Raw genomic sequence first — 14,335 nt, 5'->3', positions numbered from 1 at the left:
GTACTATACCGGCCGATACACCTTCTCTGCCGTGTTCCGGAAAATATCCGCCTCTGCCGCCGCGCCATGCTTGGCCACCACTGCGCGGTGTGCCTTGATCAGCTCGGCGTGGCTGGTCCACAATTTCTCGATCGGGAAGTTCGAGCCGAACATCAGGTGGTCCGCGCCCAGGATGTCGATCGCATTGTCGACGATGTAGGCAATCAGCGCCGGGTCGTTGCGGTGGACGAAGGTGCCGAGGCCGGACAGTTTGGCGTAGACGTTTGGCGCCGCCGATAGCGTGCGCAGGCCTGCTTTCCAGGCTTCGGTGGCTTCCGGCTCCATGCCGGTCAGCATGCCGGCATGGGTGAGGATGAAATCGGTCTCCGGGTTTTCGCCGACCAGCGTCAGCCCGTCCTTCATCTGGGCGGGGAAAAGCTGCAGGTCGAAGGACAGGCCATAATCCTTCAACCGAGCGACATTGGCGCGCACCTTCGGGTCGATGACCTGGTCGGCCGAAGTGGCAAAGCGGAAGGCCGGGGTCTCGTGCCAGTGCAATTGCATGCGCACGCCGCGCAGCAGCGGATATTTTTTCAGCCGGTCGATCTGGGGCCTGATATCGTCCACGGTCATATCGGTGTAGCCGACGATGGCGTGTGGCCAGCCGGTCTCGTCGGCGGTCTTCTGCAGGAAGGCGACCTCCTTCTCGAAATCCTCCTTGGCCCAGTTGGTCTGGACATAGACGGCCTTTTCGACACCGGCACCCTTCTGGTCGGCTAAAAACTCCTCGATCGGGTAGTCGCGGCGGATCGGCTCGTAGGGACCGAAGATGCGCGGCACCATCGGTCCGACCAGCCAGGGCTGGTCCCTTTGGCGCCAGATGTGGAAATGCGCGTCGATTGCCTTCTGCATCACGAAACCCTCTTCCAGATTGCCGCCGCCGCCGGGGCTGGGCGGGCAAGCGACAGGATGAAATCGGTGAGGGCCTTGAGCGACGAGCCGTCGATGAGATCGTCGAGCACCGGTAGGATGGCGCGCAGTGCCGCCGTTGCAGGCCGGAAGCGCGGGTCGCCGGCCAGCGGCGTCGCCAGTGAAAGCCGGAAGGCGCGCGCGCTCAGCCGGCGCATCGCTGTCTCCAGTTCGGCATGCTCGCCGCGCTCCAGCGCGTCGGAGAGGATGACGACCGCTGCACCGCGGGCGAAAGCGGAAAAGCGCGGCACTGAGAGGAAGGCGAGCAGCGTCGGCCCCATGCGGGTGCCGCCGTCCCAGTCGTCGACCTGTGCAGCGGCGCGGGCTAGCGCCTGGTCGCGGTCGCGAATGCGCAGCGCCGCGGTGATGCGGGTGAGCCGCGTGCCGAAGGTGAAGATCTCGGCACGGTCCGCGCCCTGCACGGCGGCATGGGCGAGCTTGAGATAGTCCGATGTGTGCAGCTTCATCGAGCCGGAGACGTCGATCAGGATCAGCAGCTTGCGCGGCACGGTCTGCCTGCGGCGCAACAGCGGCGAGGGCACGTCGCCATCGGCGCTGACGATTTCCTTGAGTGATCGGCGCAAATCGAGCTTGCCGCGCGAGTGGGTGCGCACGGTGCGGAAGGAGCGGCGGGCGGGCAGGGCGGAAGCGAGCTTGCGGCGGAAGGCGGCCAAGCCATCGATGTCGCGCTGAAAATCGCGAGTGCTCAACTGTTCGGCGCCGGAGGACAGCTCGCCGCCTTCCTGCTGGCTGATCACCTCGATCTCTTCCTGGCTCGCGCCGCCATCGTCCTTGATGCGGGTTTCCTCGTCGGCCTCGCCTTCGACCACGGCAGATGCGTTACCACAAAAATGGCTCTGGAAATGCGCCTCGAATTCGTCGCGGCGGTCGGGCGGCGGCGCCAGCGTCGCAAGGGCCGCTTCGCGGATGTCGGCCATCGAACGCGGCCCGAGCAATGTCACCGCTTGCATGAAGCCGGACACCTGCTCCGGCGCGACGGCAAAGCCGTAGCGGCGCAGCAGCCGGCCGAAGCCGAGGAACGGCGTGGCCGCGCGGGGCAGGGCGCTCACGCCAGCGCCTCCTCGACAATCCGGCCAAGCTCTGGCGCGATGTAGGTCAGGTCTTCTTCGTCCTTGATCAGCACGCCGATGGCGCGGCGGAAGGCTTCGGGCCATGGGCTGCCAACCTTTTCCAGAATGGTCGCGGCGTTGGCCCATTCGACCGCCTCGGCGATGCCGGGCGGCTTGGCCAGCGGGCGGGCGCGAATGGTCTGCACGGCTGCCGCCACCGCGCGCGCCGTCGCTTCGGCGACATCGCCGGCGCGCAGCATGATGATGGCGGCCTCGCGCTCGGCGTCGGGGTAACCGATCCAGTGATAGACGCAGCGCCGGCGCAGCGCCTCGGCGAGTTCCCGGGTGCGGTTCGAGGTCAGGATGACGATCGGCTGAGCGGTGGCGCGGATGGTGCCGCGCTCGGGAATGCTGATCTGGAAATCGGAGAGGAATTCCAGAAGCAGCGCCTCGAATTCATGGTCCGAACGGTCAATCTCGTCGACCAGCAGCACGCGCTGATCCGGCGCCTTCAGCACCTGCAGTAGCGGTCTCGCGATCAGGAAACGGTCGTCATAGATGTCGATCTCGTGCTCGCCGGCATGGCGGATGGCGAGCAACTGGCGCTGGTAGTTCCATTCGTACAGCGCATGCGCGGCGTCGATGCCTTCGTAGCATTGCAGCCGCACCAGATCGCGACCGAGCAGCTGCGCGATCGCCTTCGCCGCTTCCGTCTTGCCGACGCCGGGCGCGCCTTCGAGCAGCAGCGGCTTGCCCAGCCGGATGGCCAGGAAGATGGCGGTCGCCAGGCTGTCATCGGCCAGGTAGTGCGAGGCGGCCAGGTGCTGCGCCACCGCCTCCGGCGAGGTCGCTACAGTCTCGGCGTTCACCTCAGGCATTTCGACCACTCAGTTCGCCGCGTGCGCCTTGAGCGCGCGCAGGATGCGCTCCGGCGTAATCGGCAGTGTGTCGATGCGCACGCCGACGGCGTCGAAGACGGCGTTGGCGACCGCCGGGATCTGAGGATTGGCGCACATTTCGCCCGGCCCCTTGGCGCCGTAAGGCCCGTCGGCCGACGGCCTCTCCAGCACGATGATCTCGGTTTGCGCGAGGTCACCCGGCCCCGGCATCAGATACTGATTGAAGTCGGTGCCGCCGTGGTCGCGATTGGGATAATAGGGCTCGGTCGTTTCGTACAGCGCGTGGCTGATGCCCATCCACGAGCCGCCGACCAACTGCTGTTCGACCATTTTCGGGTTCAGCGCCCGGCCGATCTCAAAGATGTTCTTGACCGTCAACACGGTGACCTCGCCTGTCTCGTCATCGACCTCGACCTCGGCCACCGTGCAGGCGTGCGCGTAGCAGGTCGACGGCTTCATCGCGCCGGTCTCTTTCTCGGGATAGGAGCGCGGGATCAGGAACATGCCGCGGCCGGAGATTGAGCGGCCGCGCTTGAAATGCGCCGACAGCGCGACATCGAAGATCGAGATCGACTTTTGCGGCGCGCCCTTGACCAGGATGTTGCCCTGTCCGTCGGTCTCGAGGTCGGAGGCGTTCACTTCCAGCTCCTCTGCGGCCACTTCCAGCATCACCTGCCGGGCTTCCTTCGCGGCCTGAATGACGGCATTGCCGGCGCGGTGGGTGCCGCGCGAGGCGAAGGTGCCCATGCAGTGCGGGCCGGTGTCGGTGTCGGCCGTGTCGACGACGACGCGATCGGTCGGCACGCCAATCGTCTCGGCACAGATCTGCGCCATGATCTGCTTCATGCCCTGGCCGAGATCGACTGATGACAGCGTGACCATGAAATTGCCGGTCGGCGTCGAATGCACCAAGGCCTGGGTCGGGTCGCCGCCAAGGTTCATGCCGGTCGGATAGTTGATGGCGGCAACGCCGCGCCCGCGCCTGATCGCCATCTCAAGCTCCCTTCACGTAGGACGACATCGCCATGAATTTTTCCGCCACCGGCCAATTGGCGGCGCGCGAGGCTTCCTGCATGCACTCGATCAGCGCCGCACCCTCGGTCGGCTGGCGATGCGCCTTCATGTCGCCGTCACGATAGGCATTGATGAAGCGGAATTCGAGCGGATCCATGCCGATCAGCCGCGCCAGCTTGTCCATCTGCACCTCCAGCGCGAAATCGCCGATGGTGACGCCGAAGCCGCGCATGGCGGAGGAGGGCGTGCGGTTGGTGTAGACGCAATAGGTGTCGATCCAGACATTGGGGATGGTGTAGGGGCCGGGGTAATGCCCGGCGCCTTTCTGTGCGCCATAGGGCGAGTGGCGCGAATAGGCGCCGGCGTCGGTGTAGCCGGTGACTTTGCGCGCAACGATGCGGCCGTCCTTCATGACGCCGTCCTTGATGACCACCTTTTCGGCGGCGCGCGGCGAGGAGATCTGCATCTCCTCCTCGCGGCTATAAATGAAGGAAACCGGACGACCGGTCAGCTTGGCACCGAGAATGGCGATCGGCTCGACGATGACGTCGACCTTGCCGCCGAAGCCGCCGCCGACGGTGCCGCCGACGAAATGCAATTTGTTGCCGGGCATCTGCAGGATGATCGAGGCATTGTCGAGGGTGAAGAACATCGCCTGCGTGTTGGTGTAGCAGGTGAAACGGTCATTGCCTTCGGGCGCCACCACGCAGCCGGTGGTCTCGGTCGGCGCATGCTCGATCGGCGAGGACTGATAGCTCTGCTCCAGCACATGGTCAGCGGATGCGAAGCCTGCCTCGACATCGCCGAAACGTACCTTGCGGCATTCGCCGCTGTCATAGAGATAATAATTCTGGCCGTGATACTCGTTGACCAGCGGCGCGCCGGGCTTCAGCGCTTCCTCCATGTCGAAGACGGCCGGCAGCACCTCATAGTCGATTTTGACCTTGGCGGCGGCTTCCTGTGCGGCACGCTCGGTTTCGGCCAGCACCGCCACCACGGGCTCGCCCTTCCAGCGCACCTTGCCGTCGGCCAGCACCGTCTCGTCCTCCGGCCCGATCTGGATCAGGATCAGGATTGTGTAGACATTGTGCGGCACGTCCTTGGCGGTCAGCACCTTGACGACACCCGGATGTCTCTCGGCCTCCGAGGTGTCGATCGAGCGGATGCGGGCGTGATGATGCGGGCTGCGCACCATCTTCAGGTGCAGCGTGCCGGGAAAGTTGCGGTCGGCGAAAAAGGCGGTCTTGCCGGTGACGTGGCCGGGGGAATCCGAGCGTGGTCGGGGCCGGCCGATCTCGTGCAGATCGTCCTTGCGGACATCGGCGAAGTAGCTCTTGCGCAGTTCCATGTTTGCTTCCCTCAGGCCGCGTTCTGCGAGTTGGAACGGGCGGCGGTGAGCACCGCCTGGATGATCGGCTCGTAGCCGGTGCAGCGGCAGATATTGCCCGACAGCGCCTCGACCACCTCGTCGCGGCTGGGGTTGGGCGTATGGTCGAGCAGCATCTTGGCTGCCATGATCATGCCCGGCGTGCAGAAGCCGCACTGCGTGGCAAAGGTGTCGAGGAAGGCGCGCTGCAGGGGGTGCAGAACGCCGCCCTCCGAAAGCCCCGACGTCGTGCTGATGGCAGCCCCGTTGCAGGTCTCGGCCAGCGTCAGGCAGGACAGCCGGAGCTCGCCGTCGATGATGACCGAACAGGCGCCGCAGGTGCCTTGATGGCAGCCGCCTTTCGGTGAGGTGTCGCCGATCTTGTCGCGCAGCGCGTGAAGCAGCGTCGTGCCGCTGTCGATGAATTCGGCCTTTTCAAAACCATTGAGCGTGAACTGGACCGGGACCTTTGCCATGTTTCCTCCTTGCGCGCCTGCCCGATTGATCGGACAGACGCGCGCCCCCCAACGGGTGTTTTCAGGTCAGCAGCAGCCGGCCGAGATGGACCGGCAGAACTTCAGCGCGATACCAGGCGCTGGCGATCGGATCGGTGATGGGCGAGGTGCCTTTACCCGCGGCAGCCAGCGCCGGAGCGATGCCGTCCTTGGTCAGGCGCCGGCCGATCAGAGCTTTTTCCGCCGCCCTGGCGCGCGTTGGCCGATCAGCCATGCAGCCAAGCGCGATCCGCGCCGCGGACACGGTGCCGTCGCCAGCCAGCTCAAGCACGGCGGCGATGCTGAGCACCGAGACCCCCTTGGGCTTGACCCGCGAGACTTTCAGGAAGCGAAAGTCGCCTTGTGGCGGGAGCACGAAACCGACCGTAGTGACGATGGCGCGGTTGCTGTCGCGCCCGGTCAGAAAGGTCTCGATCGGCGCTTCGCCATCATCGGTGCTGACTGTCGCGTCGAGCGCCAGCAAGGCAACGGCGAAATCGCCATAAGGCGCCGGGGCGAACAGATTGCCGCCGACGGTGGCCATGTTGCGGACCGCCGGACCGCCGACGGCGCGGGCGGCGCGGGCGAGGGAGCTGAGGTCCGGATGACGCGCGATTGCCGCCATCGTCACAGAAGCGCCGATGCGGACCTTGCCGTCGGTGGCAGCGATGGATGACAAGGCTGGATCGGTCGAACGGACAAGGCTGGAGACCGAAACATCGCCTTCATTGGCGGCGCGCACGACCAGCGTCCCGCCACCGAGATAGCGGCTGCCTTGGGATTTCAGCGCTGTGTTGGCGTCCTTCACCGTTGCAAAAGTCTGCAGTGCTAGTGCCATGGCATGCTCCCGCGCTCCGGCTCAGCTCTGGCCGGCGAAATGGCTCTTCAAGGCATTGAAGCCGCCCTGGAAGACATTGGCGCCCATGCCCTCGGCAAGCTTGCCCGCTTCCTCGGGTGCGGCGTCGAAGCTGGCGGTCCATTCGGCATAGGTTCGGTCGCCATCGGTCACGCGCCTGAGCTGCAGCGTCGCCTTGTGGTTGGTGAGCGGCTGCGGCGTCTCCAGGATGGAGTAGCTGACGAGGAAATTCGGATCGGAGAAGTCGAGCAGCTTTTCGCGAATGCGGGCGCCGCTGGCGAGCTGGAAATTGCGCACGCAGCCGATCGTTGAGGCGTCCTTGCCGTCCTCGATATGGCTTTCCACCATGCGCGGGTGCCAGCTCGGCAGGCCGTTGAAGTCGCGTATCCGCGCCCAGACCTTTTCGACCGGTGCGTCGATGACGCTGGAGATGGTGACGTTCGCCATATCAAATGTTCCCTTGCAAATGCGGCAGTTGGGCAAGGGTAGGGCGGCCATGTCAGGGACGCTTATCAATGCGTCTTGAGCCCGTATCAAGGAGTCTGAAAAAGGGTCTGAAAAAGAGTAGCGGCCGGTTGGCTCAGGCGATCATCCGCGCCGCTTCGCGGTAGAGCGTCGGCGGCACGCCGACATGGTCGCGGAAGAAGCGCGAGAAATTGCCTTGCGTGGTGAAGCCGAGATTGCAGGCAACCGAGATCAGCGGCTCCTGCGACCACTGCAACTGCCGCACCGCTTCCTCCATGCGCAGCGTGTTCCAGTAGACATTGGGGGTCAGATTGGTCTGTTCCTTGAACAGGGCAAAGAAATGCGGACGCGACAGGCCGACGGCGCGCGCCACGTCGTCGAAGCAGATGCGCTCGCAGACATTGGCCTTCATCAGTTGGATTGCCTTGCGGACGCGGAAATCCTGCATGGTGTTTATGCGGACGCGCGCTTCCTGCGGCGCCGAAGCGTCGGCGGCATCGAGTACGCTGTCGATGAAACGCTCGATCTCGTAGTGGGCGACATCGTCCACGCTTTCATTGTCGCTGAGATGGTCGAGCAGACAGGCGGCAGCCTGGTGCAGCCAGGGCTCCAGCGTGATCGTGGCCTGCGAGAACAGCGGTGCGGACGAGGGCAAGTCGCGGCGCCGCCGCGCCCAGTCGGGATCGATGTAGAACGCGAGGAACAGGCCCGGCGTGCCGTTCTGCGACAGGACATGGCTGTGCGGCTGGAAGGAGTTGATGCCGGCGGCGGTGCGCGGTCCAAGCCGTACCATCTCGCGGCCGATGGTCATCTCGCCGGCCGTGCCTTCCAGCCAGATGATCAAATGTGCTTCGACATGGGCATGGGTGACGAAGTCGCTTGCGACATTCAGGACAGAAACATGTCCGAACCGGCCCCAGTAGAGCCTGATCGCTTCCGTCATGGGTGTTTCCTCCCGCAGACGACTGGGCTCCCTTCGCCTGCAGGGGGATTGTGCGGCGGAGTTCGGGGCCGCGTCAAGGTGCAGGGCGGCTGGAGCCTTCTGCGATGTGCCTTGGCGGTGGATTTTCAGACTAAGCGATAGGTACTGGAACGAATAGCGGTGGAGAACGCCGAGCCCTCAAACTGAAGCCGTCATGCCACCGTCGACATACAGCGTATGCCCGTTGACGAAGGACGATGCGTCGGAGGCTAGAAAGACCGCGGCGCCGATAAGTTCGGAGACATTGCCCCAGCGCCCGGCCGGCGTGCGCTTTTCCAGCCAGGCGGAAAATTCGGGATTGTCGACCAGCGCCTGGTTCATCTCGGTGCGGAAGTAGCCGGGCGCGATCGCATTGATCTGCAGGCCGTACTTCGCCCAGTCGGCGCACATGCCCCTCGTCAGGTTCCTGATCGCGCCCTTGGTTGCGGTGTAGGGCGCGATGTTCGGTCTTGCGAGTTCGCTCTGCACCGAGCCGATGTTGATGATTTTGCCCATGCCGCGCGTGATCATGTGGCGGGCGACCGCCTTGCCTGCATGAAAGGCCCCCGACACATTGGTCTTGAACAGCCGCTCCCATTGCTCCTCGGGAAAGTCCTCGAGCGGGGCGCGGAACTGCACGCCGGCATTGTTGATGAGGATGTCGATGGCGCCGATCTCGGCCTCGATGCGGGCGACGTCCGCGTCGACCGCTTGGAAATCGGTGACGTCGAAGGTCGAGGCATGCGCCTTGAAGCCGGCATCGCGCAGCTTGTCGACGGCGCTGCCGATCCTGGCGGCATCGCGGCCGTTCAGCACGACGCTCGCGCCGTGCTCAGCCAGGCCGCGCGCCAGGGCAAAGCCTATGCCCTGGCCGGAGCCAGTCACCAAGGCCAGCCGGCCCTCGAGGCTGAACAGCGAGTTGCCATCAGGCTGTCTTTTGCTTGACCATGATCTTATGCGAAAACTGGTTTCCACTTTTCGGGATCATGGTCCTAATCGCTACGGCGGAAATTGCGGATGCGGTCGAACAGCACCGCAAGCAGGATGGCGCCGCCGATGAACACGCCTTGCCAGAACGCATTGATGCCGAGCAGGCCGAGGCTGTTGCGGATCACCTCGATCAGCGCCGCGCCGACGATGGCGCCGAAGGCGGTGCCGACGCCGCCGGCAAGGTTGGCGCCGCCGATGACGGTGGCGGCGATGACCTGTAACTCCATGCCGGTGCCGATGTTGGTGGTGACGGCGCCCAGCCAGCCGGTTTCGATGACACCGGCAATGCCCGCAGAAAGCGCCGAGATCATATAGACGGCGACCTTGATCTGGCGCACCGGCACGCCGGTCAGCGTCGCCGCATGCTCATTGCCGCCGATGGCGAAGATGTGCCGGCCGAACTTGGTCCAGCGCAGGATGAAGCCGGTGATCAGCGCCAAAAGGATCATGTAAAGCACTGGATTGGCGATGCCGAACACCCAGGCGCCGCCGCCCAGCGCCAGAAGCTTGGCGTGGTCAGGGCCGAACTGGAAGACAACGGTGTTGTTGGAAGCGACCATCGCCAGGCTGCGGGCGATCGACAGCATGCCGAGCGTCACCACGAAGGGTGGAAAGCCGAGATAGGCGATCAGGATGCCGTTGAAGGCGCCGATGGCCAGCGCGGTGGCGATCGAGGCGATGATGCCGACCTCGATCGAGTAGCCGGCATGCATGGTGACGGCCAGCACCATCGACGACAGGCACAGCACCGAGCCGACCGACAGGTCGATGCCGCCGGTGATGATGACGAAGGTCATGCCGAGCGCGATGATGGCGACGAAGGTGATGTTGCGGGTGATGTTGTAGAGGTTTTTCGATGTCGCGAAGGCGTCGGTGGCAAACGACAGGAACAGGCAGGCGAGGATGACCGCGATCACCACCCAGAAGGTCTGGCTGGCAAACAGCCTTGCCGGCAGAGATTGCTGTTTGTGTTCGATCGGCTGGTCAATTGTCAGTGCCATCGTCGGCCTTCATCTGCTGCCATGGTGAAAACGCTTGAAATCATACCTGTTCGATGGCGCCGGTGATCAGCCCGGTGACTTCCTCGGGTGAGCTCGACGCAATCGTCTTGTCGGCGACCTTGCGGCCGCGCCGCATGACGATGACTCGGTCGGCGACGGTGAAGACGTCTGGCATGCGGTGGCTGATCAGCACGACCGCGATGCCCTGGTCGCGCAAATGGCGGATCAGGTTCAGCACTTCGGCGACCTGGCGCACGGAGATCGCCGCCGTCGGCTCGTCCATCAGCACGATCTTGGCTTGCGACAGCATGGTGCGGGCGATCGCCACCGCCTGGCGCTGGCCGCCCGACATCTGCTTGACGAGGTCGCGCGGACGGGTCTCGGATTTGAGTTCGGCGAAGATCTGGCCGGCGCGCTTGTACATCGAGGCGTAGTCGAGAATGCGGAACGGACCGACGCCGCGGCGCAATTCACGGCCGAGATAGACATTCGCCGCCGCGGTCAGATTGTTGCAGAGCGCCAGATCCTGGTGGACGATCTCGATGCCGTGCTGGCGCGCCTCGACCGGCTTGTGCAGCACCAGATCCTTGCCGTCCATCTGCATGCTGCCGTGGCTCGGGCGGAAATTGCCGGCGATCATCTTGACCAGCGTCGATTTGCCGGCGCCGTTGTCGCCCATCAGGCCGACCACCTGGCCGGGCTCGATCGACAGCGACACGTCGTTAACCGCCTGAATGGCGCCGAAATGCTTCGAGATATTGGTGAGTTCGAGAACCGCCACCAGCCTTCTTGCCTCCCCGTTTTTGCTACCTGCCGCTGTTCCCGGCGTGAATGCCGGCGCTGCTTAGGCCTCGCTCTCCCCAGCTCCTCCCGGAACCAGCGTTAGCGTTCTTTTACGCAAAAGCCGGCGCGCGTCAATCAATTGTCGGACGAATTGAAGCCGGGTTATTTTAAAAATCCGTTTTGTAGGACAAATAGCATTGACGTTGGCGGCGAGCCGATATTAGCTAAGCGTCGGAGGAGATTATGCCGATCCCTGCTGGCGTTCGCCGGGTGGAATCGGCGGAGGTTTATCGGTCGAGGTTCTGGCGGCACCCGTGTGTTCGAGCCGGTCCAAAGCCGCATCTGGAAATGCTTATCGACCTGTATTGGCGACACGAGCGCTCGCGAAACGAAGCTCGGTCATCACGCATCCGGTCGATTTGTGTGGCGGGCACGCCGTGTCCGTCTGTTTCAAGGGAGGACTGACATGAGGAAATCACTTTTGCTCGCTGCCGCCGCCATGATGGCGCTTGGCGCCGGGCCGGCTTTGGCCAAGAAACAGCTCGTCATCGTCGTGAAAGGTCTCGACAATCCGTTCTTCGAAGCCATCCACCAGGGCTGCGAGAAATGGAACAAGGAAAACGCCAGCTCGGAATATGAGTGCTTCTACACCGGTCCGGCGTCGACTTCGGACGAGGCCGGCGAGGCGCAGATCGTTCAGGACATGCTGAGCAAGGCCGACACCGTGGCGATGGCGATTTCGCCGTCCAACGCGCCGCTGATCGCGCAGACGATCAAGACCGCCAATCCCACGATCCCGATCATGACGGTCGATGCCGACCTCAGCAAGGAAGATGCGGCGCTGCGCAAGACCTATCTCGGCACCGACAACTACCTGATGGGTCACAAGATCGGTGAGTACATCAAGAAGGGCAAGCCGAATGGCGGCACGATCTGCACCATCGAGGGCAATCCGGCGGCCGACAACATCCTGCGCCGCGCGCAAGGCATGCGTGACGCGCTGTCGGGCAAGGAAGGCCTCGCCGCACTTGCCGGCGAAGGTGGCTGGACCGAAGTCGCCGGCTGCCCGGTGTTCACCAATGACGACGGCGCCAAGGGGGTGCAGGCGATGACCGACATCCTCGCCGCCAACCCCAAGCTGGATGCGTTCGGCATCATGGGCGGCTGGCCGCTGTTCGGCGCCCCGCAGCCCTATCGCGATCTGTTCGGGCCGCTCAAGGACCGGATAGCCAGCAACGACTTCGTCATCGGTGCCGCCGACACGATCGGCGACGAGGTGGCGATTGCCAGGGATGGCCTGGTGACGGCTCTGGTCGGTCAGCGGCCGTTCGAAATGGGCTACAAGGCGCCATCGGTGATGATCGACCTGATCGAAGGCAAGGCCGTCGCCGATCCGGTGTTCACCGGTCTCGACGAATGCACCAAGGACACGGTCGACACCTGCATCCAGAAGTAGGTTCTCGATTTCGGGGCGCTCGGTAACGGGCGCCCCGTCAATTCATGAACGGGACGCTGTGGTTGGGGCAACCGGCTCCGGCTTTGACGCGCCCATGTCTGGAATTTTCGGCAACGAGATCGGCGCGCCGTGCAGGTTCGGATCAATCCGGACGACAGACGGCCGACGCATTGGAACGTGGATGCCGGACGAAAAGTCAAAGAAGCGAGCCGACCAGGCCACGGCACAAGCTGGCCGCCGTCCGGCTGTCATGCGCAGGGCTGGTGCAGCGCACTTTCCGGGAGCGAGCGTCCATGTCTCGCTGGCCAGCGAGATTGGTCTCCGGATCGTGCGCGGCGACTATCCGCCGGGCACCATCCTGCCCAACGAGGCCAAGTGGGCCGAGATCTTCAATGTCAGCCGGTCAGCAGTGCGCGAAGCCATCAAGATGCTGATGGCCAAGAGCCTGCTGGCTTCCCGCCCCAAGATCGGCAGCTGGGTCGAGCCGAAAGAGCGCTGGAACCTGCTCGACCGAGACGTTCTGGCCTGGTACGCGACGGCGCCCGACCGCGAGGCGTTCCTGCGCACCGTGCAGGAGTTTCGCCACATCATCGAGCCGGAGGCGTCGGCCTTTGCCGCAATGCGGCGCAGCGACGAGCAGATGGCCGAGATCAGCCAGGCCTGCCGTGAGATGGGCGATGCCTTGAGCCTGCAGGAGCGTATCCGCGCCGACACGCGCTTCCATCTCGCCATTCTGCGCGCCTCCGGCAACGATCTGCTGGTGCCGCTCGGCGTGCTGATCGAATCGGCACTCGACCATCTCTTCGACTTCACGACGCAGAGGGTTGGTGATCAGCGGCAGGCACAGAAGCTGCATGAGGCGATCGAGAAGAACATCCGCCTGCGGCGTCCGGCAGCCGCGCGCAACGCCGTGCACAAGCTGCTTGAAAACACCGATGAAGGAATCGGGCGTTCAAGGCGGTGACCGGCGCATTTTCTGCGCATAGCCTCCGGCGGCCCTTCGCAGGCTCAGGGCGTTCGAAACTCGAAAAGCCAAGCAATTGGCTTTTCGTCCGCTGCGCGGACCGCTTCTCACCTCAAATCGTCTGTTTCTTGCCGTCCTTCATCGGCATCAGGTCGACACCGTTGACCTTGCCGATATGGGTGGCCAGCATCGGCACGAATTGCTCGACCGGACCGGTGGCAAAGGCGCCGGCGAAAGAGTTCTTGGTGGCGTTGCCGAGCGGGTTGGCGATGCCGGCGGCACCCGCCATCGATTCCAGATAGGTCAGGTCCTTGAAGGCGTTGGCGATGGAGAATTTGTGGGCGTCGCGGTCGCCCTCCAGCGTCCAGCGCATGAAGGTCTGGTAGAAGCCGCAATCCATGCGGCCGTTGCGGATGACGCTGTCGAAGCGCGGCGGCGAGATGCCGACCTTCTGCGCCAATGCCAGCGCCTCGGAATAGATCGCGGCGTAGCCGAGCGAGATGAAGTTGTTGAGCAGTTTCATGCGGTGGCCGTCGCCGGTGTCGCCGATATGGACGATGCGGCCGGCCCAGGTTTCGAGCACCGGCTTCAGCCGGGCAAAGACGGCGTCCGGCGCGCCGACCATGGCGTCGAGCGTGCCTTCCCAGGCCTCCTTCGGCGTGCGGCTCAGCGGCGCATCGACATAGTCGATGCCGAGGGCCTTGAGTTCGGCCGCCAGTGCAATGGTCGAGACCGGATCTGAGGTCGAGCAGTCGACGACGACCGAGCCCTTTTTCAAGCCCTCCTTGAGGCCGCCGGGGCCGCGAATGATGGCTTCGACTTCGCGCGAACCGGTGACGCAGATGAAGACGATGTCCGATGCCGCCGCGACCTCGCGCGAGGTCGACGCTTCCGCGGCACCGCGGCCAAGCAGGTCTTCCGCCGGCTTGCGGTTCTTGCGGCCGAGAAAGGTCAGGCTGTAGCCCTTGTCGACGATGTTCTTGGCGATCCCGTGCCCCATCAGACCAAGGCCGATGAAGCCGATCTTTTCGCTCGCGGCAGTCGTGTTCATGTCTTCAAGTCCTGTTG

The 14,335-nt window shown here is 64.2% G+C and carries 15 protein-coding genes; 2 read left to right on the top strand and 13 right to left on the bottom strand.

The genetic code is table 11. The features are described 5' to 3' along the window. Nucleotides 1-3: 3 nt before the first annotated feature. The 12 genes from ACFFNA_RS03210 to ACFFNA_RS03155 form a co-directional block, all read right to left on the bottom strand. Nucleotides 4-891: an amidohydrolase family protein gene (locus tag ACFFNA_RS03210; RefSeq protein WP_378915640.1), complete on the bottom strand. Its 888-nt coding sequence runs from the start codon at nt 889-891 to the stop codon at nt 4-6. Continuing rightward, nucleotides 891-2,009 (bottom strand): vWA domain-containing protein, encoded by a 1,119-nt coding sequence (locus ACFFNA_RS03205; protein ID WP_378915638.1) that lies wholly within the window; start codon nt 2,007-2,009, stop codon nt 891-893. The genes ACFFNA_RS03210 and ACFFNA_RS03205 overlap by 1 nt, the downstream gene beginning before the upstream one ends. A 5-nt stretch (nt 2,010-2,014) precedes the next feature. Beyond that, on the bottom strand, nt 2,015-2,896 hold the full coding sequence (locus tag ACFFNA_RS03200; RefSeq protein WP_378915519.1) for an AAA family ATPase: 882 nt from the start codon (nt 2,894-2,896) through the stop codon (nt 2,015-2,017). A 9-nt stretch (nt 2,897-2,905) separates the two neighbouring features. Then, on the bottom strand, nt 2,906-3,910 hold the full coding sequence (locus ACFFNA_RS03195) for a xanthine dehydrogenase family protein molybdopterin-binding subunit (protein WP_111543557.1): 1,005 nt from the start codon (nt 3,908-3,910) through the stop codon (nt 2,906-2,908). Nucleotide 3,911: 1 nt separating this feature from the next. Next, on the bottom strand, nt 3,912-5,279 hold the full coding sequence (locus tag ACFFNA_RS03190) for a xanthine dehydrogenase family protein molybdopterin-binding subunit (RefSeq protein WP_378915517.1): 1,368 nt from the start codon (nt 5,277-5,279) through the stop codon (nt 3,912-3,914). Between the two features lie 11 nt (nt 5,280-5,290). Next, the gene (locus ACFFNA_RS03185; protein ID WP_378915515.1) at nt 5,291-5,773 is read right to left on the bottom strand and encodes a (2Fe-2S)-binding protein; all 483 of its coding nucleotides are present in this window, start codon (nt 5,771-5,773) and stop codon (nt 5,291-5,293) included. 61 nt (nt 5,774-5,834) lie between these two features. Further along, entirely contained in the window at nt 5,835-6,629 is a 795-nt protein-coding gene (locus ACFFNA_RS03180; RefSeq protein WP_378915513.1) for an FAD binding domain-containing protein, read from the bottom strand. A gap of 21 nt (nt 6,630-6,650) precedes the next feature. After that, on the bottom strand, nt 6,651-7,094 hold the full coding sequence (locus ACFFNA_RS03175; RefSeq protein WP_111543561.1) for an SRPBCC family protein: 444 nt from the start codon (nt 7,092-7,094) through the stop codon (nt 6,651-6,653). A 133-nt stretch (nt 7,095-7,227) separates the two neighbouring features. Further along, entirely contained in the window at nt 7,228-8,055 is an 828-nt protein-coding gene (locus ACFFNA_RS03170; protein WP_378915511.1) for an AraC family transcriptional regulator, read from the bottom strand. Between the two features lie 177 nt (nt 8,056-8,232). Next, the gene (locus ACFFNA_RS03165; protein ID WP_378915636.1) at nt 8,233-9,030 is read right to left on the bottom strand and encodes an SDR family oxidoreductase; all 798 of its coding nucleotides are present in this window, start codon (nt 9,028-9,030) and stop codon (nt 8,233-8,235) included. A gap of 35 nt (nt 9,031-9,065) precedes the next feature. Then, nucleotides 9,066-10,064, bottom strand: a complete 999-nt coding sequence (locus ACFFNA_RS03160) for an ABC transporter permease (protein ID WP_378915509.1) — start codon at nt 10,062-10,064, stop codon at nt 9,066-9,068. 40 nt (nt 10,065-10,104) lie between these two features. Beyond that, nucleotides 10,105-10,845: an ATP-binding cassette domain-containing protein gene (locus ACFFNA_RS03155; RefSeq protein ID WP_111543565.1), complete on the bottom strand. Its 741-nt coding sequence runs from the start codon at nt 10,843-10,845 to the stop codon at nt 10,105-10,107. Nucleotides 10,846-11,313: 468 nt separating this feature from the next. On the opposite strand from ACFFNA_RS03155, the gene ACFFNA_RS03150 reads away from it, so the two are divergent. Both ACFFNA_RS03150 and ACFFNA_RS03145 read left to right on the top strand, forming a co-directional pair. Continuing rightward, entirely contained in the window at nt 11,314-12,303 is a 990-nt protein-coding gene (locus ACFFNA_RS03150) for a sugar-binding protein (RefSeq protein ID WP_111543566.1), read from the top strand. Between the two features lie 181 nt (nt 12,304-12,484). Further along, nucleotides 12,485-13,267, top strand: a complete 783-nt coding sequence (locus ACFFNA_RS03145; protein ID WP_111543567.1) for a FadR/GntR family transcriptional regulator — start codon at nt 12,485-12,487, stop codon at nt 13,265-13,267. Nucleotides 13,268-13,379: 112 nt separating this feature from the next. Here ACFFNA_RS03145 and ACFFNA_RS03140 read toward each other — a convergent pair whose 3' ends face one another. Then, complete coding sequence (locus ACFFNA_RS03140; protein WP_378915506.1) at nt 13,380-14,318, bottom strand: NAD(P)-dependent oxidoreductase; 939 nt, start codon at nt 14,316-14,318, stop codon at nt 13,380-13,382. Nucleotides 14,319-14,335 lie beyond the last annotated feature (17 nt).

The organism is Mesorhizobium kowhaii, from assembly GCF_042431665.1.
Taxonomy (GTDB): Bacteria; Pseudomonadota; Alphaproteobacteria; order Rhizobiales; family Rhizobiaceae; genus Mesorhizobium; species Mesorhizobium kowhaii.
Note: the sequence above shows the minus strand (reverse complement) of the source record. Positions and strands in the feature narration are given on the sequence as shown.